Below are 24,712 nucleotides of genomic sequence, written 5' to 3' on the forward strand. Positions count from 1 at the left end.
GGCTGCCGGCCGGGTCACTTGTAGAGGGGCTCGGGCGGCCCGGGTATCCCGGGCAGGTCCGCCTTCAGCCAGCGCTCGTAGGCTCTCTGCCAGGGGCCGTTCCGGTAGTCCACGAGGACCTTGTTGACCCGGCGGACCAGGTCGTCGTTCCCGAGCTTGGCGGCCACCCCGTAGTACTCCGTGGTGAACGGCCGGCCCTTGAGCTCGACCGCCGGGTCCTGGGCGGCCTGGCCGGCCGCGAGCGCGTTGTCCGTGACGACCGCGTCGACCTCGCCGAGCTGGAGCCGGGCCAGACAGTCCAGCTGGTTCGGGACGGTCAGCAGGTCCTTGTCGTCCTTGGTGCCGTCGGCGTCGTCCTTGAAGACCGCGCCGAAGGAGTTCTTCTCCAGCTCCTCGTAGGCCGTGGACCCCTCGGCGGTGCAGATCCGCTTGCCGCGCAGCGAGGAGTCGTAGCCGGTGATGTCCTTGGCGAGCTTGGGCGCCAGGACCTGCTGCCCGGCCCGGAAGTAGGCGGTGGAGAAGGCGACCTGCTGGATCCGCTTGCAGTTGATCGTCATCGTGCGCACGACGAGGTCGACCTTGCCGCTGTCCAGCGCGGCGATCCGCTGGTTGGTCGGGATCGCCCGGAAGATCACCGCGTTCTCGTCGCCGAGGACGTCCCGCGCGATGGCCCGGGCCAGATCGATGTCGAACCCCTCCAGCGTGCGGCTCTCCGGGTCCCGGTAGCCCCAGCGGTAGCTGGACTGGTCGACGCCGACGACGAGCTTCCCGCGCGCCTTGATCGCCTGGATCGAGGGGCCGTCCGCCGAGTCGGGCCGGAGCGAGGCCTCCGGGTTCTTGCAGGTGTCCGCCGCGGCCCGGTCGACTACCTGCACCCCGGTGCCCACACCGGGACCGGTCGTCCGCGGCGTCGCGTCCGCGCCGCTTCCGTCGTGCGCCAGCGGCAGCAGCGTCAGCGAGGCGGTGAGCCCGCAGGCCACGGCCATGGCGGCGACCCCGCCCCAGCCACGCAGCCGCTGTGCGGCCCGCCGCACCAGCGGGTCCGTGCCGTTCGGCATCCCGCCCCCTCTCGCCCTCACCGGTACTCCGACAGTCTGCGGTTGATGCCGAGCACGGCGCCAGCCGCGCCGAGGATCCCGAGCACCGCCGCCCCCAGCGGCAGCGCCGTCAGCGCGTCCCTGGCGTCGGTGGCGGAGCGGGTGAACTCGGCCTGCTCGTGGGCGAGGGCCCGCTCCAGGGCGGCGTCGACCTGGTCGAAGGACTGGCCCGTCGTCTCCTTGGCGCCGACGATCCGGCTGAGCGCGCCCTCGAAGTTGCCGGCCTCGTCCTCGGCGCGGGCCGCCTTGTGGCGCTTCTGCCACTCGCCCGTACGCGAGGCCGCCTCGTCCACCGGGCTGCGCCCGGCGTCGTCGTCGGCGAGCTCCCGCGCCGAGGCGAGCGCGGTCGTCAGGGCGGTCATGCTCGACGTGTAGTCCGCCTCGTACTTGTCGTTCTTGCCGTCCTCCGTGAGGACGGCGCCCCGGGCGACCACGGCCAGGTTCTCGTTGGCGCGGGCCGTGAGCGAGCTGATCCGGGCCTGGTTGAGGAGCTGGAGGGACTCCTGCCCGTGCGCCCGGGCGGTGTTCAGCTCGGTCCGCGCGACGGTGTGCGCGGCGAGGAGCCAGATCAGCACGACCAGCGAGGCGGCGGTGGCGGCGAGGAGGCCCTGGTTGAACACCCGATGGGTGCGGGCGTAGTTGCGGCGCTGCGCCCAGGCCAGCACGGCGAGGGCGAGCAGGCCGAGCCCGAGCGACAGGAAGGGCCAGGTGCGGGCGGCGTCGTCGTCCTCGTGGAGCCGCCGGGTCTCCGCCGCGTACAGCCGCTCGGCGGCCGGCAGCAGCTCGTTGGTCATCTGCTGGTTCGCGTACCGCAGATAGGCGCCGCCGAGCGGCAGGCCCTGCCGGTTGGCGGCCCGGGCGCGCTCGATCAGGCCCGTGTAGCGCGGCAGTTGTTCGTTGAGCGTGGTGATCTCGCGGGCCGACTCGCTCGCGTCCCCGGTGTTCGCCGCGGCCTTCACGAGGAGGCGGGCCGCGGTGGCGATGTCCTTGTCGTACCGCTCGCGGGACTCCGCGGGCTCCAGGGTGCCCGCGAGGAAGCCGCTGGCGGCGGTCGTGTCCGCGTCGGCGAGGGAGCGGTAGACGGCGGCGGCGTCGGCGCTCAGCGGCTGGCTGCGGCTGACCACGTCGTCGGCGGCGGACCCGCGGTCGGTGACCTCCAGGGTGGTGACGGCCCCGAACGCGACGACGAGCAGTGCCAGTACGGCCCCGAGGATCTGGAGTCGGCCGGGCTCGGTCGTCGCCGCCTCACGGAGCTTCTCCCGGCCCACGGCCCAGGCCCCGCGACCCGCAGGCGGGCCGCTTGCGGGCGCGCCCGAGGGCTGCGCCGGCACCGTGCCCGGGCGCGCCGGTGCGGGCGCCGTGCCCTGCGCCGTCGCCTGGGCGGCGGGCGCGTTCGGCGGGTATGTCACTTGACCTCCCCCTGGGTCGCTGACGTCGGTCCGTCCGGCCAGCAGTATGGCCTCAGGGGCCTGCCCGCACACCGGGATTGACGCGATCTTGTTCTTATCGTGCCTCATGCCCCCGGCACATCCGCGGGCGAACCCCCTCACCTTGAATACGTCGCCCGGCTTTGATCGGTTCCGTTCCGGACGTCGCTCGAACAGGTGAACATGCGTGCGGGGCGCCTCTCCGCAGAGGAGAAGCGCCCCGCACCCACGCCGAATCCGGGCCCCGCAGGCCTACCCGGGTCCCTCAGGCCCCTCAGGCCCCTGAGACCTCGTACTGCCCCCGCAGCCGGGCCGCCGCGGCCGGCGCCGCCGCGACCTCGTCCAGGGCGAGGAGCCCCGCCCCGAGGACCGGCGGCGCGGTGACGAAGCCGATCGTCGCCTTGGGCGCCCGGGCGCCGAGGAGTTCGACCAGCCGCTCCTCCAACTGCGGGTGCCGCGCGGCCAGGACGCTGCCGCCCAGCATCACCGGAGCCTCCTCGTCGAGCAGCCCGAGCCGCCCGAGCGCCACCGCCGACATGGCGGCGACCTCCTCGGCGAGCCGGTGCACGATCGCCCGCGCGACCGGGTCGCCCTCCGCGCTCACCCGGAACAGCACCGGCGTCAGCTCGTGCCGCCGCGCGAACGCGATCCGGCCCAGGTGCAGCGCCTCGATCAGCGCGTACATCGTCTCCAGACCGAAGTGCGCGGGCAGCGCGCGGGCGAGCTCGGTCGGCTCGCCGCGCCCGTCCTCGCCGCGCGCCGCGTACCAGAGCGCCTCCTCGGCCATGGCGCTGCCGCCGCCCCAGTCCCCGGAGATCTTCCCGATCGCGGGGAAGCGCGCGGTCCGGCCGTCCGGGGTCATCCCCACGCAGTTGATCCCCGCGCCGCACACCACCGCCACGCCCCGCGGCTCGTCGAGACCGGCCCGCAGGATGGCGAAGGTGTCGTTGTGCACCCGCACGGACCGGCTCCAGCCGCGGGCCACCAGCGCCGCCCGCAGCCCCTCCTCCTCGACGGGCAGGTCGGCATTGGCGAGACAGGCCGTGACGTGCGCGAAGGAGGGCGGGAGGCCCGCGCCTCCGGCCGCCTCCCACGCCCGGCCGACGATCTCCGCGAGCGCTTCGACCGCCGTCTCCACCCCCACCAGCGGGGGCTGGAAGCCGCCGCCGCGCGCCGCGCCGAGGACGGTGCCGTCCTGGGCGACGACGGCGACGTCGGTCTTGCTGTTGCCGGCGTCGACGGCCAGCAGGGTTCCGGTCAGGCCCACGCGAGGTGCTCCTGGTTGTGCGCGATCAGCCGGTCCGTGAGGCCGTCGGCGTACGCGTACTGGCCGACCAGCGGGTGCGCGAGCAGCGCCTTGAACACCCGGTCGCGGCCACCGCGCAGCGCCGCCTCAAGGGCCAGGTCCTCGTAGGCCGTGACGTTCGCGATCAGCCCGGCGTACAGCGGGTCCACCGGCGCGACCGGCAGCGGCACCGCGCCGTCCGCCCCCACCGCCGCCTGCGTCTCGATCACGGCGTCGTCCGGCAGGAACGGCAGCGTGCCGTTGTTGTACGTGTTCACCACCTGGTACGGCGAACCCCCACCGCCCAGCAGGGACGCGGCCAGGTCCACGGCCGCCTCCGAGTAGAAGGCGCCGCCGCGCTTGCCGAGCAGCGCCGGCTTCTCGTCGAGCGCCGGGTCCCCGTACATCTCCAGGAGTTCCTTCTCCATCGCGGCGACCTCGGCGGCCCGCGAGGGCTTGGTGCCGAGCTCCCGCACGACCTCGTCGTGCGCGTAGAAGTACCGCAGGTAGTACGAGGGGACGACGCCGAGGCGGTCCAGGACCGGGCGCGGCAGGTGCAGGTCCTCGGCGATGGCGTCGCCGTGCTCGGCGAGCAGCCGCGGCAGCACGTTCTCGCCGTCCGGCCCGCCGAGCCGTACGCCCGTCTCCCACGTCAGGTGGTTGAGCCCGACGTGGTCGAGGTGGATCGCGGACGGGGCCACGTCGAGGAGCTTCGCGAACTTCCGCTGGAAGCCGATCGCCACGTTGCACAGGCCGACGGCCTTGTGCCCGGCCTGGAGCAGCGCGCGCGTGACGATGCCGACGGGGTTGGTGAAGTCGATGATCCAGGCGTCCGGGTTGGTGCGCCGGACGCGCTCGGCGATGTCCAGGACCACCGGGACGGTCCGCAGCGCCTTGGCGAGGCCGCCGGCGCCGGTGGTCTCCTGGCCGATGCAGCCGCACTCCAGCGGCCAGGTCTCGTCTTGGTTCCGGGCGGCCTGGCCGCCGACGCGGAGCTGGAGCAGGACGGCGTCGGCGCCCTCGACCCCGGCGTCCAGGTCGGAAGTGGTGACGATCTTCCCGTCGTGGCCCTGCTTGGCGAAGATGCGGCGGGCGAGCCCGCCGACGAGTTCGAGCCGCTCGGCGGCCGGGTCGACGAGGACGAGTTCGGTGATGGGCAGGGTGTCGCGCAGCCGCGCGAATCCGTCGATCAGTTCGGGGGTGTAGGTGGATCCGCCCCCCACGACAGCGAGCTTCATGGTGTGGTTCAGCCCTTCACTCCGGTCAGTGTGACTCCCTCGACGAACGCCTTCTGGGCGAAGAAGAAGACGAGGATCACAGGGGCCATGACCAGGACGGTCGCGGCCATGGTCAGATTCCAGTCGGTGTGGTGCGCGCCCTTGAAGGACTCCAGGCCGTAACTCAGCGTCCAGGCCCCCGGGTTCTCGGAGGCGTAGATCTGCGGCCCGAAGTAGTCGTTCCAGCAGTAGAAGAACTGGAACAGCGCGACGGCGGCGATGCCGGGCTTGGCCATCGGCAGCACGATCCGTATCAGGGTGCGGAACTCGCCGCACCCGTCGATCCTCGCGGACTCGATGTACTCGTTCGGGATCGTCAGCAGGAACTGGCGCAGCAGGAAGATGGCGAAGGCGTCGCCGAAGGCCATCGGGATGATCAGCGGCCACAGCGTGCCGGAGAGGTCCATCTGCTTGGCCCAGAACAGGTACATGGGGATGATCACGACCTGCGGCGGCAGCATCATCATCGAGATGACGAGCAGCAGCGACAGGTGCCGGCCGCGGAAGCGGAACTTGGCGAGCGCGTACGCCACGGGGACCGAGGACACCACGACGAGGACGGTGCCGAGGCCCGCGTAGAGCAGGGAGTTCCTCCACCAGGTGAGGAAGCCCTCCGTCTCGAAGACCTTGACGTAGTTTTCCCAGTGCCAGGAGTTCGGCGTCAGGTCCCGGGTGAGCGCCTGCTGGTCGCTCATCAGGGAGGTCAGGAAGACGAAGACGAACGGCAGGACGAAGAACAGGGCCGCGGCGATGCCGAGCGAGTGCACGGCGATCCAGTGCAGCAGCGCCTTGCGGCGTGCGGTCTTCTCGGCGGGGCTCGCCTTCGCGGGGCGGCCGGGACGGCCGGAGCTGTCGGAGCTGTCGGGGCGGTCGGAGAGGGTCGCGGTCGTCATGGTTCAGTCACCCGAGCCGATCAGGCCGCCGCGCCGGCGCATGAGGAGCGCGGTGAAGGCCATGGAGAGGGCGAAGAGTACGAGTGCCACCACGCACGCCGCGCCATAGTTGAACTGGCTGAAGCCGAGGCTGTAGACGAGCTGCGGGAGCGTGAGCGTGGAGTCGTCCGGGTAGCCGGGCTGGAAGGTCGCGCCGGAGCCGCCCATCACCCCCGAGGCGACCTTGGAGGCCACGATCGGCTGGGTGTAGTACTGCATCGCGCCGATGATCCCGGTGACGACCGCGAAGAGCACGATCGGCGAGATGTTCGGCAGGGTGATGTACCGGAACCGCTGCCACGGCGACGCGCCGTCCAGCTCGGCCGCCTCGTACTGCTCCTTCGGCACGTCGAGCAGCGCGGCCATGAAGATGACCATGAGGTCGCCGACGCCCCACACGGCGAGGACGGTCAGGGCCGGCTTGGCCCAGTCGGCGTCGTTGAACCAGGAGGGGGCGGGGACGCCGACCGCCTCCAGGAGCGAGTTGACCGGCCCGGTCCCGGGGTTGAGCAGGAAGACGAAGGCCAGGGTCGCGGCCACCGGCGGGGCCAGGTACGGCAGGTAGAAGAGGGTGCGGAAGACGCCCGCGCCCGTCTTGATCTTGGTGATGAGCAGGCCGATGCCGAGGCCGAAGAGCACCCGGCAGGAGACCATCACGACGGCCAGCCAGAGGGTGTTCTGCATCGCCGGCCAGAACTTCGGCATGTCGGAGAAGACGTACGTCCAGTTCTCCAAACCCCGCCAGGTCGGCGGGTTGAGGCCGTCGTACCGCATGAACGAGAAGTACAGCGTGGAGAGGAGCGGATAGGCGAAGAAGAAGCCGAATCCGATCAGCCAGGGCGACATGAACAGGGCGGTGCGCAGCGCGTTGCGCCGGCGCTTCGCCCGCAGGGTGTTCTGTCCCCCCGGGGCGGCGGCCGGGGCCGCCGCCTCCTTCGCGGGCAGGGTGTCCGTGCTCATGGGCGTGTCGTCCCGGCCGTCACTTCGCCGCGGCGATGTCGCGGTCGATCTGGGCCGCGGTGTCGGCGAGGCCCTTCTTCAGGTCGGTGACCTGGCCCTTCTCGTACTTGTGGGCGAGGTCGGAGAGGGTCTCCTGGTAGCTGGGGCCGTTCACCGCGCCGGTCATGGTGGAGGACTCGGGGTGCTGGGCGATGTCCAGGAAGACCTTGAAGCGGTCGTCGAGCTTCAGGTTCGGGGACTTCAGGGCCTCCAGGGTGGAGGGGACGTTGCCGATGTCGTTGGCGAAGCCCACCACGGCGTCGGTGTCCGTGGTCATGAACTTGACCAGCTCCCAGGCGGCGTTCTGCTTCTTGCTCTGCGGCGCGATGCCCATGATCGTGCCGGAGAGGTAGCCCTTGCCGTACTCGGCGAGCTCGTCGTCGGCGACGGGCATCGGCGCGACGCCGACCTCGAAGTCCACCTTGGCGTTCTTGGCGAAGTTGAGCCGCCACTCGCCGTCCAGCTGCATGGCGACCTGGCCGGTGTGGAAGGGGTGCTTGGCGCCCCACTCGTCACCGAAGGTGGTGCGGTACTTGTCGAGCTTCCGGAAGCCGCCCAGGGTGTCCACCAGCGACTTCTGGTACGTCATCATCTCGGCGAACGCCGGGTCCTTGGCGATGTTCGACTTGCCGTCCTTGTCGAAGTAGGTGTGGTCCCACTGCGACATGTAGTGCTCGACGACGGTCTCGTAGCCGAGGTAGTTCGGCATGAAGCCGAGCTGCTCGTAGGAGTCGCCCTTCGGCTTGGTGAGCTTCTTGGCGACCTCGGTGAACTGGGACCAGGTCTTCGGCGGGGCCTCGGGGTCGAGGCCGGCCTTCTTGAACGCGTCCTTGTTGTAGTAGAGGCCGTATGCGTCGGAGAGCAGCGGCAGGGAGCAGCGCTTTCCCTCGAACTGGGTGTACTCCTGGAGGACCTTCGGGAAGGTCTTGTCGAGGTCGATCTTGTCCTTCTCGATGAAGGGCTTGAGGTCCGTGAGCGCGCCCGAGGCGCAGAACTTGCCGACGTTGGAGGTCGTGAAGGAGGAGACGACGTCCGGCCCGTTCGAACCGCCCGCGCGCAGCGCCTGGCCCAGCTTGTCGTCGTTGATGCCGCCGACGACCTTCACCTTGATGTTCGGGTGGGCCTTCTCGAAGCGGGCGATGTTGTCCTCGATCGCCTTGACCTCGGAGGGCGCCGCCCAGCCGTGCCAGAAGGTGATCGTGGTCTTGGCGTTCGGGTCGTCGGACGCCTTGTTCTCCGTGGAGCCGGTACAGGCGGAGGCGAAGAGGGCGATCGAGGCGGTGGCGGCGAGCGCGGCGGCCGCTCTACGAGGACGTACGGGCATGACGGTGTCTCCCTGTGGCGGGGGCTTATGACGGAAGGGGCGGGGCGTGGGGCGGGCGGCGGGTCAGCGCGAGGTGTCGAAGACCTCGTCGCGCGTGGTCGCGAGGGCGCTTTCGAGGGCGCCGCGCAGCACCGGACGCCGGGGTACGGCGGCGAGGACGAGCCGCGGGCGGGAGGCCGCGAGCTCGGCGAGCTCGGACTGGACGCGGGCGCGGAGGGGTTCGCCGCCGGCGACGAGGACGTCACCGGAGAGCACGATCAGCTCGGGGTCGAGGACGGCGACGATCGAGGCGAGGCCGGTGGCGACGCGCTCGGCGTAGCGGTCGAGCAGCTCCGCGTACAGGGGGTCGTCCTCGTGGGTCTCGGCGGCCCGGGACAGCAGGCCGCTCGCGACCGGTACGTACGGCTGCTCGGGGGTCTCGATCCCGATGGCGCGGGCGATCCGGGGCACGGCCTGGACGCCCGCGAGCTCCTGGTAGCCGCCGGAGTTGGCCTTGGTGACCTGCCGGACCAGCGGGGTGCCGGGGACGGGCAGGAAGCCGACCTCGCCGGCGCCGCCGGTGAAGCCGCGGTGCAGGCGGCCGCCGAGGACGAGGGCGGCTCCCATGCCCTCCTCGTTCCACAGCAGGGCGAAGTCGGCGTGGCCGCGGGCGGCGCCCACGCGCTGCTCGGCGATGGCGACGAGGTTGACGTCGTTCTCGTACTCGAAGGGCATGGGCAGGACGGCGGCCAGCTCCTCCAGGAGGGTGGGGGAGTGCCAGCCGGGCAGGTGCGAGGCGTACCGCAGCCGTCCGGTCGCCGGGTCGAAGGCGCCGGGCGTGCCGATGACCAGGCGCCGCACCTCGTCGAGGGCGATCCCGGCCGCCTTGACGGCCCCGTCGAGGGCGTCGGTGACCTGGCGGACGACGCCGGTGGCGCTGCGGCCGGGGGTGCGGAGCTCGTACTCGCCGACGATCTCGCCGGTGACGTCGGCGACGGCGGCGTGGATGCGGTCGCCGTTGACGTCGAGCCCGGCGGCGTACGCGGCTCGCGCGTTCACCGCGTACAGCTGGGCGTTGGGTCCGGGTCGGCCTTCGGTGGTGCCGGTGGCGACGACGAGACCGGCGGCCTCGAGGCGGGCGAGCAGCTGGGAGGCGGTCGGCTTGGACAGGCCGGTGAGTTTGCCGATCCGGGTCCGTGAGAGCGGTCCGTGTTCGAGGAGCAGGTCCAGGGCGGCGCGGTCGTTCATGGCCCGCAGTACGCGCGGTGTGCCGGGCGTTCCCGGGGTCGTACCGGTCATGACGGTCGCACCTGCCTTCGCACACTGTTAGGAAAGTTTCCTATTCTGTGGGAGGAAAATAAGGCGACCGTCACCGGGGCGTCAATACCCGGGAACGCAGGACGCCCCCGAAGGCAACCGAAGCGTTACCCGCGGGGGCGTCCTGCCCTACTGCTGTTGGTGAGGTCCGTCCTCTACTTGGTGAGGTCCGTCTTCGGCAGCGGGGTCGCCGCCGCCGACTGCGGCGAGGTCGCCGAGGCGAAGGCCGACGGGGCCGCCATGCCCGCCGTCGGGTCGGCCGCGGACTCCTCGGCCTGGGCCGGGACCCCGCCCACGATCCGGATGCCGGCCGCGTCCAGGCCCTGCTTGATGCGCCAGCGCAGCTCGCGCTCCACACCCAGCGCCTTGCCCGGCATCGTCTTCGCCGAGACCCGGACGGTCATCGAGTCGAGCAGCACCTCGCTCAGACCGAGCACCTCGACCGGCCCCCACAGGCGCTCGTTCCACGGCTCCTCCTTGGCCATGGACTCCGCCGCCTCGGTGATCACCGACCGCACCCGCTCCAGGTCCTCCGTCGGCCGGACGGTCACGTCCACGCCCGCCGTCGCCCAGCCCTGGCTGAGGTTGCCTATCCGCTTGATCTCGCCGTTGCGCACGTACCAGATCTCGCCGTCCACACCGCGCAGCTTGGTCACCCGCAGGCCCACCTCGACGACCTCGCCGGAGGCCACGCCCGCGTCGACCGAGTCGCCGACCCCGTACTGGTCCTCCAGGATCATGAAGACGCCGGACAGGAAGTCCGTCACCAGGTTCCGCGCGCCGAAGCCGATCGCCACACCGGCCACACCGGCCGAGGCGAGCAGCGGCGCCAGGTCGATCTTGAAGGCGCCGAGGATCATCAGCCCCGCCGTGCCCAGGATCAGGAACGACGCGACCGAGCGCAGCACCGAGCCGATCGCCTCCGAGCGCTGCCTGCGGCGCTCGGTGTTGACGAGGAGGCCGCCGAGGGCCGTCCCCTCCACCGCCTGCGCCGAACGGTTCATCCGCTCGATCAGTTTCGTCAGGGCGCGGCGGACGGCCATCCGCAGCAGGAGCGCGACGACCAGGATCAGCAGGATGCGCAGTCCGGTGTTCAGCCAGGTGGACCAGTTCTCCTCCACCCAGCTCGCCGCGTTCGTGGCCTTCTCCGCCGCCTCGTCCAGGGTCACCGGAATGGGTTCGGGTTCGGTGGCAGCCGCTAGGGCGGACCAGGACACGGGGCAACCTCCAGGCGTCGCGTACGCAGACCATCCACACTAACGGGGCATCGGACGTGGTCCTGTTGCCGTGTTCGAGGGAGAGACGGACTTCACCTGGGCAAGTAAGAGGCAGGTAAGAGTAGGAGACGCCGATGTGGTCGAGAACACTCCGGGCCCGTCACACCGATCCCGGTACGTGGTGGCGCTCCGACCAGGCCTGAGGAGAGACTGAGAGCAGTTCGTCCCGGCGCGAGCCACGCGCCGCCGGCGCCATTGGAGGCATCCGTGCCGCATGTCCTGGTCCTCAACGCGTCGTACGAGCCCCTCGGCGTCGTACCGCTCCGCCGCGCACTCGTCCTCGTGCTGGAGAACAAGGCTCTCTGCCTCGAGGAGTCCGGCGCCTTCCTGCACAGCGAGACCCAAGTCCTCCCCGCACCGAGCGTGGTGCGACTGAAGCGCTTCGTGCGGGTCCCCTACCGGGGGCCCGTTCCCTTGACCCGCAGAGCCCTCTTCGCCCGCGACGGCGGGCGCTGCATGTACTGCGGGGGCGTCGCCACCAGCGTCGACCACGTCATCCCGCGCAGCAGGGGCGGCACGCACGCCTGGGAGAACGTCGTGGCGGCCTGCCGCCGCTGCAACCACGTCAAGGCCGACCGGCACCTACGCGAGATCGGCTGGCGGCTGCGCCACCAACCGGCCCCGCCGAGCGGCCTGGCCTGGCGGATCATCGGGACCGGACACCGGGACCCCCGCTGGCTGCCCTACCTCCAGCCGTACGGTGCCGAGGACGTGATGGCCCGGATCGACTCCGTCGCGGACGCCCCTGTGGGGGCGCTGACGACGGGTTGAGCCGGGCCTTTCGCGTACCCGGGCCTTCGCGTACGGGGACGGGGCACCCGTCAGGGGGTGTCCCGCTCCTCCGGCGCGCCCTCGGAGGCGCCTTCGGGGCCGCCCTCGGCCCGTTCGGGCGTCGTCGGCTCCTCCGTCGGCTTCTCCGCGGGCTTCTCGACCGGCTTCTCGGCCGGCTTCTTCGGCGGGTCCTGCGGGGCCACCGCGTACGTCTCCACCGACCAGAGGGAGTAGCCGTAGGGAGTCGCGCGGGTCTCGCCCTGCACCCGCAGGAAGCGGGTGTCCGCCGCGTCCATCCGGACCGACTCCCGGCCGCCCCGCCCGTCGGAGACGGTCGCCGCCGTGCGCCAGACGCGGCCGTCGGCCGAGACCTGGACGCGGTAGCGGGAGGCGTAGGCGTCCTGCCAGTGCAGCACCACCTGGCCTATCCGCGCGGGCTCGGCCAGCTCCAGCTGCCACCAGGCGCCGTCCTCCGCCGGGGACGACCAGCGGGTCTTCGCGTCGCCGTCCACCGCCGAGGCGGCGGGGAAGTCCGGGGTCTCGTCGCCCGACGAGGAGGCCGAGGCCGCCCGCGCCAGGTCGGGACCCGCCGTGCGCGGGAAGGCCCGCACGGTCAGGACCCGCTCCTCGCCCGCGAAGGACACCGGCACCCGGTACGAACCGGCCGGCACGTCCGCGCCCACCGACACCTCCAGGGGGACGGTCGTCCGCGCGCCCCGCTCCACCACGGCCTGCTTCGGGAGCCGGACCGCGATCCCCTTCGGGGCCTTCGCCGTCATCGGCCCGCGCACCTCGCCCGCGCGCAGCCCCGTCAGCTCCACGTCCACCCGCTGCGCGGGGCCGCCGATCTCCGCGTCCGTCTCCGTGCGGGCCAGTTCGAGCCCGGCACGCGGCCCGTCCGCGAACCACGGCACCAGCGAGCGCACCTCGGGCGCCGGTCCTCCGCCGCTCCAGACGACCCGCAGCGCGTCCGCGCGCAGGCCCTTCAGGTCGGCCTGGGTCCAGCCGGAGGCGGACAGCGGGCCGAGCTCCCGCCAGCCCTCCCCGGGGACGTACGCCTCCACGCGCGCGTCCGTGGCGGGAGCGCCGCCCGTACCCGAACCCCCGTCCGTGCGGGCGGTCATCACCGTCAGGGCCTCCACGGGCCGCGCCCGGTCGAGCCGCACGGTGTACGAGTCGGGGGCGCGGTCGGTCCGGCTGGCCGGGGTGCGGTCGGCGCCGGTCCAGGCCGCCGACTCGGTCACCGCGCGCGTGAGGAACGGGTCGAGGACCCCCGCGCCGACCGTCGCCCGGCTCGCCTTGAGGGCTTCCCGCAGCGGTTCGAGGCGCAGCTGCGCCTGCCAGGCCGCCGCGCCGTCGCCGCGCGCCTGGGCGAGCAGCATGTCGACCGCCGTCTCGCCCGCCTGGCCGTACCGCGAGAGCTGTTCGAGCCAGGGTCCCGTCTCGTCGTCCAGGGTGCCGTCGGCGGTCGCCGCGAGCCGCTCGGGGGCCCGGCGCATCACGGTGAACGCGGCCCGCAGCTCGCGCGCCGCCTTCTCCTCGGCCGCCGTGCGGGCCCCGGCCGCCGTGCCGCCGGGGCTTGTGCGCGCGTCCCAGAAGGCGGCCATGAGCGGCTTCAGGTAGGCCGATTCGCCCTTCGGGTCCAGGATCGACGAGGCGTCGTTCCCGGCGAGCGCCCGCAGGGCCTCGCGGGCGGCCGGGTCCGGGCCCGCGAGGTCGTCGACGGCGGCGCGCCAGGACTCCTGCGGCCGGTAGCCCTTCGGGTTCCAGGCGTAGTCGGCGGCGGTGAAGAGCGGGACGCGGGAGGCGGCGGGCTGCTCCATGGCGTGAGCGAGGAAGGCGGCGGACCCGGCCGCCACGGCCGGGTCCCGGCCCGTGGAGGGGCCGAGGAACAGCCGGTCCTGCGCGTAGTCGTTGACCGGGTAGTTGTCCATGGTGACCAGCGGATGGCCCAGCGCCTCGCGGGCCCCGGCCAGTTCGCCGCCGGTGATCGTGCGCGGGACGACGCCGACGCCGGTCCACGCGACCCGTACGTCCGCGTCGAGCGCCCCGGCGAGCTCCGTGCGGTAGTCGGTCGCACCGTCCTGGTAGTACTCCGTCGGCAGCACCGTCAGGGGTTCGCCGTCCGGGTGCCGCTCGGCGAGGTGACGGGCGACGGCGTCGGCCACGCGCGCGTGGGCCGCGGCCGCGCCCTTCGCGTCGCGCCCGAAGGCGTCGGCGTCCTTCGAGCAGTGCCACTCGCCGTAGCCGGCGTCCGGGAACTGGAGCTGGAAGGAGCGCACCCCGAGCGCCCACATCGCGTCGATCTTCCGCGTCAGGGCCGCCACGTCGGCGTCGGAGGCCAGGCACATGGACTGGGCGGGCGCCACGGCCCAGCCGAGCGTCACGTGGTTGGCCCGGGCCCGCGCGGCGAGCGCGCGGAACTCCTCCTGCTGCGCGGCCGGGTAGGGCTCGCGCCACTGCGCCTGGCGGTACGGGTCGTCGCCGGGCGCGTACAGATAGCGGTTCTGCTTGGTGCGGCCGAGGAAGTCGACCTGGGCGAGGCGCTGCTCCAGGGTCCAGGGGCGGCCGTAGAAGCCCTCGGTGATGCCGCGCTCGGCCGTGCCCGGCCAGTCGCGCACGGCGACCCCGGGGATCTCCCCGTCGGCGCCGACGAGCTGACGCAGCGTCTGGACGGCGTGGAAGAGGCCGTCCTCGCCGACGCCGTCCAGGACGACGGTGTCCCGCCCCTGGAAGCGGCCCGTCGCGAGCTGGTAGCCGCCGCGCGGCAGATCGAGCCGCTCGGGCACGCGCAGGGCCTTCAGCGCCTCCTCGGTGGCCTCGCCGGAGGGCCCCGAGACCCGGAACACCGGCCCGCGGCCGGGTAGTCCGGTGTGGACGTCGCGCACTCCGGCGGCCGTCAGGACCTCCTGCAGGGCTGCGAGGGCGTACGGATCGGCGTCGGCGTCCGCGAGCAGCGTGACCTCGCCCCCGAGGCGCACGGCGGGTCCGCGGCCGGTCAGCGACTGGGGCCGGGGCCAGACGGCCGGCGTCGTCCCGGCAGTCGTGGAGGCGCGCGGGGTCGCGGACGTGGACGCGGGCGCGCGCGTGGCCGTCGAACGTCCGGACGCCGAACTCCCGGCCTCGGAAGCCCCGGCCGTCGTGGCGGGGGCGGTCGTGGAGGAGGCGGTCGGGGACGTGGCGGGCGAGTCGGCCGGCGGCGGTACGGGGGCCGCCTGCACCGCGCCGGGAGCGGCGCCGCCGAGGAGTCCGCCGATGACGGCGGCGGCGACCGCCGTCGCCGTGCGCTTCCTGCGCCCGAGGTGCACGGGAACTCCCTTCGGCCCGGTAGGCGGTCGGGTGGGCGGCCCGGTCGGCCGCGCCGCCGGCCGCTCTGCCGTTCGGTAACGAGTGGGTCACGAGCCCACCACCCGTCGCACTGGGGTGTCAATGCGTGTGGCCGATGTGTCGGCTTTGCCCGGCGAGCCGTCACGGAGATGACGTCACTTCGCCACTTTCCGCCGGTAAAACGAGGTGCGGTGGGTAGGGCTCAGCTGTTGCCCACAAGTCCCACCTGTCGAGACGAAACCGGGAGACCCCCGTGACCACGACCGCCCGCCACCCCGGACGGATACGGATTCCTCAGCAGTCGGCAGGCCCCGACTCCCCGCTGACCAGCGAACCGCCGCTCCCCGACACGCAGCCCCTCACCAGCGAACCGCCCCTGACCGAGGCGGCACCCCTCACCAGCGAACCCACCGTCCGCGGCAGCGCGGGTGGTTCGGAGTCCCCCGGAGTGTGAAGTGACCCTGGCCCGTCTCGCCGCCCGTCACGGCGTCGCCACCGAGTACAGCCCCTCCGCGGGCGTCACCGTCTCCGTGCCGGACGCCGCCGTGGTGGCCGTCCTCGGCGCCCTGGGCGTGGACGCGACCACGCCGGAGGCGGTCGACGCCGCCCTCGACGCGGCGGAACGGGCCGAGCGGGAGCGACTCCTGCCCCCGACCCTGGTCCGGCGGCGGGGGGAGGACGCCCTCCACCCGCCGGCGGACCTGCCGCCCGGCACCCGGCTGCGGGTCACCACCGAGGAGGGCGCGGTCCTCGCCGGCGACGACTGGGAGCGGCTGCCCCTCGGCGTCCACACGGTCGGGGCGACGGCCCCCGACGGGCGCGCCGCCACCAGCACCCTCATCGTGAGCCCCGCGCGCGTGCCCGGGCCCGACCGTCGCGCGTACGGGCTGCTCGTCCAGCTCTACTCGCTGCTCTCCACCCGCTCCTGGGGCATGGGCGACCTCGGGGACCTGCGGGAGCTCGCCGCCTGGGCGGGCCGCACGCACGGCGCCGGCTTCGTCCAGGTCAACCCCCTGCACGCGGGCGTGCCCGGCGCGCCGAGCGACCCCTCGCCGTACCGCCCCTCCTCGCGCCGCTTCCCCGACCCGGTCCATCTGCGGATCGAGTCCGTCCCCGAGTACGCGCACGTGGACCCCGGCCACCGGGACGCGCTCGACCGGATCCTCGCCGAGGCGGCCGAACTGCGCGAACGGGTCCTCGGCAAGGGCGCGCTGATCGACCGTGACGCGGTGTGGGACGTCAAGCGGCGGGCCCTGGAGCTCGTGGTCGGGAGCGTGGAGCTCGGGCCCGGGCGGCGCGCCGACTACCACGACTTCCTCGCCGAGCGGGGCCGCGCCCTGGAGGACCACGCCACCTACCAGGCCCTCGCCGAGCGGCACGGTCCGCACTGGCGCGGCTGGCCGGAGGAGCTGCGCGAGCCGCGCTCGGCGGAGCGCGCCGTGCTCGCCGACCCCGCGCTCGCGGCCCGCGTCGACTTCCACTGCCGGCTGGCCTGGCTGACGGACCGGCAGCTGGCCGAGGCCGCGGAGGCCGCCCGCGAGGCCGGGATGGCGGTCGGGATCGTCCACGACCTGGCCGTCGGCGTCCACCCGGAGGGCTCGGACGCCTGGGCGCAGCAGGACGCCCTCGCGGCCGGCATGTCGGTCGGCGCCCCGCCCGACGCCTTCAACGCCCGGGGCCAGGACTGGGGCCTGCCGCCGTGGCGGCCCGACGCCCTCGCCGCCGCGGGCTACGCCCCGTACCGCGGACTCCTCCGCGAACTCCTGCGCCACGCGGGCGCCCTGCGCATCGACCACGTGATGGGCCTGTTCCGGCTCTGGTGGGTGCCGGAGGGCAGCGAGCCCACCGAGGGGACGTACGTCCGGTACGACGCCGACGCGATGCTCGCCGTCCTCGCCCTGGAGGCGCACCGCGCGGGCGCCCTCGTCATCGGCGAGGACCTCGGCACGGTCGAGCCGGGCGTGCGGGAGGAGCTGTCCCGGCGCGGGGTGTTCGGGACCTCCGTGCTCTGGTTCGAGCGGGACTGGGCGGGCTCGGGCCGCCCGGTGCCCCCGGAGCGGTGGCGCGCGGAGTGCGTGGCCACCGCCACCACCCACGACCTGCCGCCGACAGCCGCCCGGCTCTCCGGCGACCATGTCGCCCTGCGGCACCGGCTCGGGCTCCTCGACGGCGACCCGGAGCGCGACCGGGCGGCGGACGCGGCCGAGACCACCGAGTGGCTGGGCCTGTTCCAGCGGCTCGGGCTGCTCCCGGAGGGGGCGGGGGACGAGCAGGCCGAGATCCTGGCCGTCCACCGGTTCCTGCTGGGCACCCCGGCCCGGATGGTGGGCGTGTGGCTGCCGGACGCGGTGGGGGACCGCAGACCGCAGAACCTGCCGGGCACCTGGGACGAGTACCCCAACTGGCGGCTGCCGATCGCGGACCCGGACGGGCAGCCGCTCACCCTGGAGCGGCTCACGGCCTCGCCCCGCGTCCACGCGCTGCTCCGTGAGCTGCACGTCCGCACGGACCCGGAGGAGGCCCGTACCGGCCGCGGGAGTGCCCGTACGGTACCCCCGGGCGCGCGGCCCGTTTAGGTGTTCGCTACTTTGGGGCTGTGGACAAGAAGAACGCCCTGCGCGCCGGCGCCGTCGCGGCCGGTACGACGCTGATGATGCTGCTCATGTCGTCCCCCGCGCTCGCGCTGACCCGCGACGACGGTGACGACCCGGCTCCCAAGCTGTCGGTCGTCGAGACCCTCGGCCTGTTCGTGGCCGCCCCGCTGGCGCTGTTCCTGGTCATCGTCGGCCTGGTGATGGTGCTCGACAAGTCCAAGAAGGCCTGACCGCCTCCTCTCCGCCTCTCCGAGGGCGCCGCACGGTACCGACGTACCGTGCGGCGCCCTCGCGTGCGTTCACCCGCTACACGGTCGTCGCGAGCAGCTTGCGCAGCAGACCCGCCAGCTGCTCCGCCTCCTCGTCGGTGAGCGCCGACTCCAGCGCCGCCCGCTGCTGCCCGAGCCCGGCCCCGACGGCCTGGTCCACCAGCTCCTTGCCGTGCTCGGTGAGCGTCACCCGCAGCCCGCGCCGGTCGTGCGGGTCGGGGCTGCGGGTCAGCAGCCCCGCCTTCTCCAGCTTGTCCAGCCGGCCGGTCATCCCGCCGGTGGTGATCATCAGCGTGGCGGTCAGCTCGCGCGGTGAGAGCGTGTACGGCTCTCCGGACCTGCGCAGCGTCGCGAGCACGTCGAACTCCCCGAGCGCCATGCCGTAGGGCGCGTACGCCTTGTCCACCTTGGCGCGCATCGCGTTGGCCAGCCGGTAGATCCGCCCGAAGACGGCCATCGGCACGGTGTCCAGGTCGGGCCGGACGGCCGCCCACTGGTCGGTGATGGCGTCGACGGCGTCATGGGCGGGGGCGGGCGCCGGGGCCGGGGTGTTCGTCTCCATGGGACCAGTCTCCTCTTCCGCGTGACTCGATGGCAAGAAAGCCACTTGCAAGTAAGTAGCTTAGTGGTAAGTTAATTACTGCCAAGCCAGTCTGGCTCACACCGGTCCGGCACTCCACAGCAGGGGGAACCGTCATGTCCCGCAAGGCCGCCGTCGTCGCACTGACCGCGCTCGCCCCGATCTCCTGGGGCTCGACCTACTTCGTCACCACGGAGTTCCTGCCGCCCGACCGGCCGCTCTTCACCGGCCTGATGCGCGCCCTGCCCGCCGGTCTCCTGCTCCTCGCTCTCACCCGCAAGCTCCCGCAGGGCGCCTGGTGGTGGAAGTCGGCGGTCCTCGGAGCGCTCAACATCGGTGCCTTCTTCCCGCTGCTCTTCCTCGCCGCCTACCGGCTGCCCGGCGGGGTCGCCGCGGTCGTCGGCTCCGTCGGCCCGCTCTTCGTCGTGGGCCTCGCCGCCCTCTTCCTCGGCGAGAAGCCCACGGTCAAGACCCTGCTCACCGCCATCACCGCCGCCTTCGGTGTCAGCCTCGTGGTCCTCAAGGCCGGGGCCGCCTTCGACATGGTCGGCGTGCTCGCCGGACTGCTCTCCTCGCTCTCGATGTCCGCGGGCATCGTCTTCACCAAGCGCTGGGGCCGCCCCGAGGGCGTCGGCGCCCTCGCGCTCACCGGCTGGCAGCTCGCGGCGGGCGGCCTGGTCATCCTGCCGATCGCCTTCCTGATCGAGGGCGCCCCGCCGGTCCTGACCGGCACCAACCTGGCCGGCTACGCCTACCTCGCCCTCGGCAACACCGCGATCTCGTACTTCCTCTGGTTCCGCGGCATCGAGCGGCTGAGCGCCTCCTCGGCCACTCTCCTCGGCCCGCTCTCGCCGATCACCGCGGCCGTCATCGGCTGGGCGGCCCTCGGTCAGGCCCTCGGTCCGGTGCAGGTTCTCGGCATGGCGATCGCCTTCGGCGCGACCCTGGTCGGCCAGATGGGGCCCCGAGCCCCGAAGGCTCCGGCGCCGGTCGAATCGTTCAGCTCGACTGAACGGAATGGTCAGAAAGTTTCGATGGACCTGGAGGGTTCGGGGGTGCGACGGTAGGCGGCATGAGCCTGATCACCGCCCGCCACCCGACCCCCGCCCCCGACACCACCACGAGTACCGACAGAAGCACCGCAACGAGTACCGCCGCCACGACCGAGAAGCCGGCGCCCGCGAGAAAGCTCGCACGGGGCGCCGGCCTCGGCGTTCTCCTCGCCCTTCTCGCCACCGTCGTCTGGTCCGGCAGTTTCGTCGCCACCCGCGACATGGCCGACACCGTCCCGCCGATCCAGGCCGTCTTCTGGCGCTGGATCATCGCGCTGCTCGCCGTCGCCCCCTTCGCCGCCCGCCCGTTCCTGCGGCAGTGGCGGACGATCCGCCGCCACCTCGGATTCGTCGCCCTCGCCTCGCTGTTCGGCGTGGCGCTCTACAACACCCTCGTGCACCAGGCCGGGTTGACCACCTCCGCCTCCAACATGGGCATGATCATGGCCGCCTCCCCGGTGATCATGGCGGTCTACGCCCGGCTCGGCGGCGAACGCCTCGGCGCCCGCCGGATCCTCGGGATGCTGACCGCCGCGCTGGGAGTGCTCCTGCTCGTCGGAAAGGGCTCGCTCGCCGTCGATCTCGCCGCCGGCGACCTGTGGATGTTCGCCGCGGCCCTGTCCTTCGCCTCGTACAGCGCGCTGCTCAAGCGGAAGCCCGCCGAGATCGACGGACTCGCCTTCCTCTTCACCACCTTCCTGCTCGGCGCCCTGATGCTCGCCCCCGCGTACGCCGTGTCCCTCACCGTCCAGGGCGGGTTCACCGTCGGCCTCGCGACCGCAGGCCCCCTGCTGTACGTCGGCGTCTTCTCCTCCGCCGTCGCCTTCTTCGCCTGGAACAAGGCGATCGCCCTCGTCGGCGCGGCCCGCGCGGGTGTCGTCTACTACCTCCAGCCCGTCTGCGTCGCCCTGCTCTCGTACGCCCTCCTCGGCGAGCGCCTCGGCCTCCTCGGCGGCGCGAGCATGGCCCTCATCCTCGGCGGAGTGGCGCTGGCCTCGGCACGAGGCCGCTGAGTGCCGCCCCGTCCGCCCGGTAGGTTGCGCCCCATGACCGAGTGGGACATCAAGAAGCTCCAGATCCTCCGCACCCTCCGCGACCGCGGCACCGTCACCGCGACGGCGGAGGCCCTGCTCATGACCCCCTCGGCCGTCTCCCAGCAGCTCACCAACCTCGCCAAGCAGCTCGGGGTGCGGCTCCTGGAGGCCCAGGGCCGCCGGGTCCGGCTCACCGACGCCGCCCATCTGGTGCTGCGGCACGCGGAGGCGGTCTTCGCCCAGCTGGAGCGCGCCGACGCCGAACTCGACGGGTATCTGCGGGGCGAGGCCGGGCAGCTGCGGGTGGCGGCCTTCTCGACGGCCGTGCCCGCGCTCGTCGTCCCCGCCGTACGGCAGCTGCGGACCGCCCACCCCGGGCTCGACATCCGCGTCCGGGAGGCCGAGGCGGCGGAGGCGTACGAGCTGCTCACCGCCGGCGAGGTCGACCTGGCGCTCTCGCTCGCCGCCCACGCGCCCTCGGTGCGCGACCCCAAGTTCAGCCGGGTGCCCCTCCTCGCCGACCCCCTCGACGTCGCCCTGCCCGCCGGGCACCCGCTCGCCGACGCGCCCGGCCTCCGCCTCGCCGACCTCGCCGCCGAGCCGTGGATCTTCGGCGGCTCCGGCCCCTGGTCGGAGATCACCACCGCGGCCTGCGAGGCCGCCGGCTTCGTGCCCGAACAGGCCCACAGCGCCTCCGGCTGGACCGCGATCCTCGCCATGGTCGAGGCCGGGATGGGGATCGCGCTCGTGCCCCGGATGGCCTCCGCCGAGCGCCGGGGCGGCGCAGGGGTCGTCATGCGCGTCCTCTCCGCCGACCAGCCGCGCCGCCATGTCGTCGCGGCGGTACGGCGCGGGGCGGAGGAGGGTCCGGCGGTGGCCCGGGTGCTGGCCGCGCTCCGGCAGGCGGCCGCGGCCCGCGAGACCGTTCAGCAGAACTGACCCGCGTCGCGGCCGGCCGCACCGACCCCCGCCATTGTTCAGCAGAACTGAACAGCATCATCGAAAACATTCGATGGACCGGAGAGAACCGGCGCGGGAGAGTCGAGTCATGAGCGACTTCGACGAGACCCAGGACCCGCACGCCAACGACGCCGCCCCCTACTCCGGCGGCGACCCGTACGCCGACTACCGGTCCGGTGACTTCCCCTTCACCGAGCTCGTCGACCTCGCCGACCGCCGCCTCGGCGCCGGCGTCGTGGCCGCCAACGACGAGTTCTTCGCCGAGCGCGAGAACCTCCTCGTCCGCGAGCGGGCCGTCTTCGACCCGGAGCACTTCGGCCACAAGGGCAAGATCATGGACGGCTGGGAGACCCGCCGCCGCCGCGGCGCCGACGCCGACAACGTCTTCCCCGCCCCCGAGGACCACGACTGGGCGATCGTCCGCCTCGGCGCCCCCGGTGTGATCCGCGGCATCGTCGTCGACACCGCCCACTTCCGCGGCAACTACCCGCAGCGCGTCTCGATCCAGGCCACCGCCGTCGAGGGATCGCCCAGCCCCGCCGACCTCGCCGACGCGAAGTGGGAGGACCTCGTCCCGCCGACCCCCGTGCGCGGCCACGCCGCCAACGGCTTCCGCGTAGACGCCGAGCGCCGCTACACCCACCTGCGCCTCTGCCAGCACCCCGACGGCGGCATCGCCCGCCTCCGCGTCCACGGCGAGGTCGTGCCCGACCCCGAGTGGCTGGAGCTCCTCGGCACCCTCGACCTGATCTCCGTACTCAACGGCGGCTCGTACGAGGACGCCTCGGACAAGTTCTACTCCTCGCCGACGCAGATCATCCTGCCCGGCACCTCCCGCAAGATGGACGACGGCTGGGAGAACCGCCGCCGCCGGGTCCGCGGCACCAACGACTGGGTCCGCTTCCGGCTCGCCGCCCAGGGCGCCGTCCGCGCCGTCGAGATCGACACCGCCTACCTCAAGGGCAACTCGGCCGGCTGGATCGCGCTCCAGGGGCGCAACGGAGAGACGGGCGAGTGGTTCGAGATCATCCCCCGGACCCGCCTCCAGCCCGACACCCTGCACCGCTTCAAGCTCGCCGCCCAGGCCGTCGTCACCCATGTCCGCCTCGACGCCTTCCCCGACGGCGGCGTCGCCCGGATGCGGCTCCACGGCACGCTGACGGAGCAGGGCGCGTCCGACCTGCGCGCCCGGTACGCGGCCCTCGGCGGCTGAGACCCGGGTCCGCCACAGCTTCCGCCCGGCGGCGCGGCCGCGCGCCGACGCCCGCCCGCCGGGCGGACTCCAGACACGGCGAAGGGGCACCTCCGTGGGGGAGGGTGCCCCTTCGTCGTCCCCCAGGACGCCTGCGAAGATCATCCGGCTGTGCGCGACCACCGACCACCTGGGGGACCGATGGAACGATTCCGATCGACAGCGAGATCGACAGCGAGATCGACAGCGAGATCGACGGTGAGGACAGGAGCGGCCCGGCTCGCCGCCGCGCTCGCCCTCGCGGCGGCGCTGCTCGCCGGCCTCACGGCCCCGGCCCTCGCCGAGGACGTCGTCGACCCGGCCACCGCGCCGCCGGTGCGCACGATCACGTACAACGTCTGCGGCGCGCACACCTGTCAGAGCGACCTCGACCCGGCCACCTGGACGGCCGAGGTCCGCGAGGAGACCCTGGCCTGGGACACCGACGCCCTCATGCTCCAGGAGCTGTGCATCGGCCAGTGGGCCGCCCTGCGTGACTCCCTCCCCGGCTACAAGGGAGTGTGGACCTCCACCACGACCGACTCCGACTGCGCCAAGTGGTCTGCCACCGGCGACACCCGGTTCGGCCTCGGCGTGTTCGTCAAGGCCCCGGCCGTCGAGCGGTACGTGGTGAACCTGACGGTCCCGGCGGGCGAGGAGGCCCGCTCGGTGCTCTGCGCGCGCGGCCCGGTCGACGGCCGCACCACGCTCGCCTGCACCACCCACCTCGCCCAGTACATCAAGCCGGACAACGGCTCCGCGCAGGCGATGGCGCACCTCGACACCTGGGCCGCCGGAGCCCCGGTGATCCTCGGCACCGACCTCAACGCGGGTACGGAAACGGCCTACGACCCCGTGCTGAACCCGATCCGCACCGGCCTGCCCGGCACCGGACCCTTCGCCGAGGCCGACGAGAACGACCGCGACTTCTTCACCCAGACGTGCCGCGACAGCGGCGCCACGTCCTGCCACACGGGCGAACCGACCATCGCGAGCGGCAAGAAGTTCGACCACGTCTTCCTCAGCGCCCGCGACTTCCACACCGTGCGGGCCGACGCGTTCGAACCCGAGTCGCCCGGCGCCAAGCCGCTCTCCGACCACAAGCTGCTCCGCGCCGCCGCCTACCCGGGCTCCGGCGTCGACACCGATCTGACCGGCGACGGCCGCCCCGACCTCCTCGCGGTCAAGGACGACGGCGCTCTGCGGCTGTACCCGGGCACGGGCAACGGCGTCCTCGGCAGCCAGCGCGTGATCGGCACCGGCGGCTGGGCCGGCGCCGTCGTCAGCCACCGCGGTGACTGGACCGGCGACGGCTATCCCGATGTGCTCGCCCGCATCGGCAACGACCTGTGGGTCTACCCCACCACCGGCAGCGGCGAGCTCGGCCCGCGTATCGCCATGGGCGGCCGGCCCACCGGCTGGAGCGGTCTCACGCCGCTCGCCGCGGGCGATGTCGACGGCGACGGCCTGCCCGACGTCCTCGTCCGCAGCGGCACCGGCCTGTGGCTGCACCGCGGTGGCACACCCACCGCCGGACAGCCCACCTTCGCGCCCCGGGCCGCCGTCCGGATCGGGTACGAGGCGTGGGCCGGGTACGACGTGCTGACGCCCGGCGACGTCGACGACGACAAGAAGGCCGACGTGTGGGCCCGGGACCGCGCGACGGGTGAGATCGCGCAGTACCCGAGCCAGGGAGCCCAGTACCTCGGCACCACGCCGACCGTCCTCGCCGGCGTCGGCGAGGCGGCCGTCGCCGACCGCCGCCTCCTGCTGTCGGCCGGCGACGTGAACGGCGACAAGGCCCCCGACCTGTGGTCGACCCGTACGGAGGGAACCGCCGAGAACCTGGAGTTCCTGCCGGGCACGCCCGCCGGCTTCGGCCCGGCCGTGACCGTCGGCACCGGCGGCTGGCAGTGGATCGACTCCCTGGGCTGACCTGACCTGGCATGACGAAAGGGCCCCCGGACCGACGGTCCGGGG

Annotated in this window: 20 protein-coding genes; 9 read left to right on the forward strand and 11 right to left on the reverse strand. The window is 73.2% G+C overall.

Translation table 11 applies throughout. The annotated features are described in order from the left end of the window. Window positions 1-14: 14 nt before the first annotated feature. From SGA01_RS29080 to SGA01_RS29120, 9 genes are all read right to left on the reverse strand, one after another. Window positions 15-1,058, reverse strand: coding sequence for a transporter substrate-binding domain-containing protein (locus SGA01_RS29080; protein WP_141300008.1), 1,044 nt, complete (start codon window positions 1,056-1,058; stop codon window positions 15-17). A gap of 17 nt (window positions 1,059-1,075) precedes the next feature. After that, window positions 1,076-2,506 (reverse strand): GlnX family signal transduction membrane protein, encoded by a 1,431-nt coding sequence (locus SGA01_RS29085; RefSeq protein ID WP_141300010.1) that lies wholly within the window; start codon window positions 2,504-2,506, stop codon window positions 1,076-1,078. 292 nt (window positions 2,507-2,798) lie between these two features. Continuing rightward, a complete protein-coding gene (locus SGA01_RS29090) occupies window positions 2,799-3,791 on the reverse strand; it encodes an N-acetylglucosamine kinase (protein ID WP_141300012.1) in 993 nt (330 codons plus the stop codon). Next, a complete protein-coding gene (locus tag SGA01_RS29095) occupies window positions 3,782-5,047 on the reverse strand; it encodes a 6-phospho-beta-glucosidase (RefSeq protein WP_141300014.1) in 1,266 nt (421 codons plus the stop codon). Before SGA01_RS29095 ends, SGA01_RS29090 begins: the two co-directional genes overlap by 10 nt. A gap of 8 nt (window positions 5,048-5,055) precedes the next feature. After that, the gene (locus SGA01_RS29100) at window positions 5,056-5,979 is read right to left on the reverse strand and encodes a carbohydrate ABC transporter permease (RefSeq protein WP_141300016.1); all 924 of its coding nucleotides are present in this window, start codon (window positions 5,977-5,979) and stop codon (window positions 5,056-5,058) included. Between the two features lie 3 nt (window positions 5,980-5,982). Continuing rightward, window positions 5,983-6,978, reverse strand: a complete 996-nt coding sequence (locus SGA01_RS29105) for a carbohydrate ABC transporter permease (protein ID WP_141300018.1) — start codon at window positions 6,976-6,978, stop codon at window positions 5,983-5,985. A 19-nt stretch (window positions 6,979-6,997) separates the two neighbouring features. Continuing rightward, a complete protein-coding gene (locus SGA01_RS29110) occupies window positions 6,998-8,341 on the reverse strand; it encodes an ABC transporter substrate-binding protein (protein WP_141300020.1) in 1,344 nt (447 codons plus the stop codon). Window positions 8,342-8,404: 63 nt separating this feature from the next. Next, on the reverse strand, window positions 8,405-9,619 hold the full coding sequence (locus tag SGA01_RS29115) for an ROK family transcriptional regulator (RefSeq protein WP_141300022.1): 1,215 nt from the start codon (window positions 9,617-9,619) through the stop codon (window positions 8,405-8,407). A 173-nt stretch (window positions 9,620-9,792) separates the two neighbouring features. Next, a complete protein-coding gene (locus tag SGA01_RS29120) occupies window positions 9,793-10,854 on the reverse strand; it encodes a mechanosensitive ion channel family protein (RefSeq protein ID WP_141300024.1) in 1,062 nt (353 codons plus the stop codon). A 267-nt stretch (window positions 10,855-11,121) separates the two neighbouring features. On the opposite strand from SGA01_RS29120, the gene SGA01_RS29125 reads away from it, so the two are divergent. Beyond that, window positions 11,122-11,685 (forward strand): HNH endonuclease, encoded by a 564-nt coding sequence (locus SGA01_RS29125; protein ID WP_055643426.1) that lies wholly within the window; start codon window positions 11,122-11,124, stop codon window positions 11,683-11,685. 50 nt (window positions 11,686-11,735) lie between these two features. On the opposite strand, the gene SGA01_RS29130 is transcribed toward SGA01_RS29125, so the two are convergent. Then, window positions 11,736-14,993 (reverse strand): beta-N-acetylglucosaminidase domain-containing protein, encoded by a 3,258-nt coding sequence (locus SGA01_RS29130; protein ID WP_141300026.1) that lies wholly within the window; start codon window positions 14,991-14,993, stop codon window positions 11,736-11,738. A gap of 272 nt (window positions 14,994-15,265) precedes the next feature. Between SGA01_RS29130 and SGA01_RS29135 the strand changes: the two genes are divergently transcribed. Genes SGA01_RS29135 through SGA01_RS29145 form a run of 3 tightly spaced genes read left to right on the forward strand, consistent with a single transcriptional unit; the run spans window position 15,266 to window position 17,836 of the window. Next, window positions 15,266-15,466, forward strand: a complete 201-nt coding sequence (locus tag SGA01_RS29135) for a hypothetical protein (protein ID WP_055643428.1) — start codon at window positions 15,266-15,268, stop codon at window positions 15,464-15,466. A 1-nt stretch (window position 15,467) separates the two neighbouring features. Next, the gene (malQ, locus tag SGA01_RS29140; protein ID WP_141300028.1) at window positions 15,468-17,588 is read left to right on the forward strand and encodes a 4-alpha-glucanotransferase; all 2,121 of its coding nucleotides are present in this window, start codon (window positions 15,468-15,470) and stop codon (window positions 17,586-17,588) included. A 20-nt stretch (window positions 17,589-17,608) separates the two neighbouring features. Then, window positions 17,609-17,836: a hypothetical protein gene (locus SGA01_RS29145; protein WP_141300030.1), complete on the forward strand. Its 228-nt coding sequence runs from the start codon at window positions 17,609-17,611 to the stop codon at window positions 17,834-17,836. A 76-nt stretch (window positions 17,837-17,912) separates the two neighbouring features. Here the strand turns inward: SGA01_RS29145 and SGA01_RS29150 are convergent, their stop codons facing one another. Then, entirely contained in the window at window positions 17,913-18,437 is a 525-nt protein-coding gene (locus SGA01_RS29150) for a MarR family winged helix-turn-helix transcriptional regulator (protein ID WP_141300032.1), read from the reverse strand. Window positions 18,438-18,571: 134 nt separating this feature from the next. On the opposite strand from SGA01_RS29150, the gene SGA01_RS29155 reads away from it, so the two are divergent. The 5 genes from SGA01_RS29155 to SGA01_RS29175 all read left to right on the forward strand — a co-directional run bounded on the left by SGA01_RS29155 (window position 18,572) and on the right by SGA01_RS29175 (window position 24,667). Beyond that, window positions 18,572-19,522, forward strand: a complete 951-nt coding sequence (locus SGA01_RS29155) for an EamA family transporter (RefSeq protein WP_141300034.1) — start codon at window positions 18,572-18,574, stop codon at window positions 19,520-19,522. A 5-nt stretch (window positions 19,523-19,527) separates the two neighbouring features. Beyond that, on the forward strand, window positions 19,528-20,520 hold the full coding sequence (locus tag SGA01_RS29160; protein WP_141300036.1) for a DMT family transporter: 993 nt from the start codon (window positions 19,528-19,530) through the stop codon (window positions 20,518-20,520). 33 nt (window positions 20,521-20,553) lie between these two features. After that, window positions 20,554-21,480 (forward strand): LysR family transcriptional regulator, encoded by a 927-nt coding sequence (locus tag SGA01_RS29165; RefSeq protein WP_141300038.1) that lies wholly within the window; start codon window positions 20,554-20,556, stop codon window positions 21,478-21,480. Window positions 21,481-21,589: 109 nt separating this feature from the next. After that, window positions 21,590-22,714: an allantoicase gene (alc, locus tag SGA01_RS29170; RefSeq protein WP_141300040.1), complete on the forward strand. Its 1,125-nt coding sequence runs from the start codon at window positions 21,590-21,592 to the stop codon at window positions 22,712-22,714. 237 nt (window positions 22,715-22,951) lie between these two features. Then, window positions 22,952-24,667 carry an FG-GAP repeat domain-containing protein gene (locus SGA01_RS29175; protein ID WP_229917520.1) on the forward strand — a complete coding sequence of 572 codons (1,716 nt, stop codon included), beginning with the start codon at window positions 22,952-22,954 and terminating at the stop codon, window positions 24,665-24,667. Window positions 24,668-24,712: the final 45 nt, after the last annotated feature.

Source organism: Streptomyces gardneri (assembly GCF_006539185.1).
GTDB lineage: Bacteria > Actinomycetota > Actinomycetes > Streptomycetales > Streptomycetaceae > Streptomyces > Streptomyces gardneri.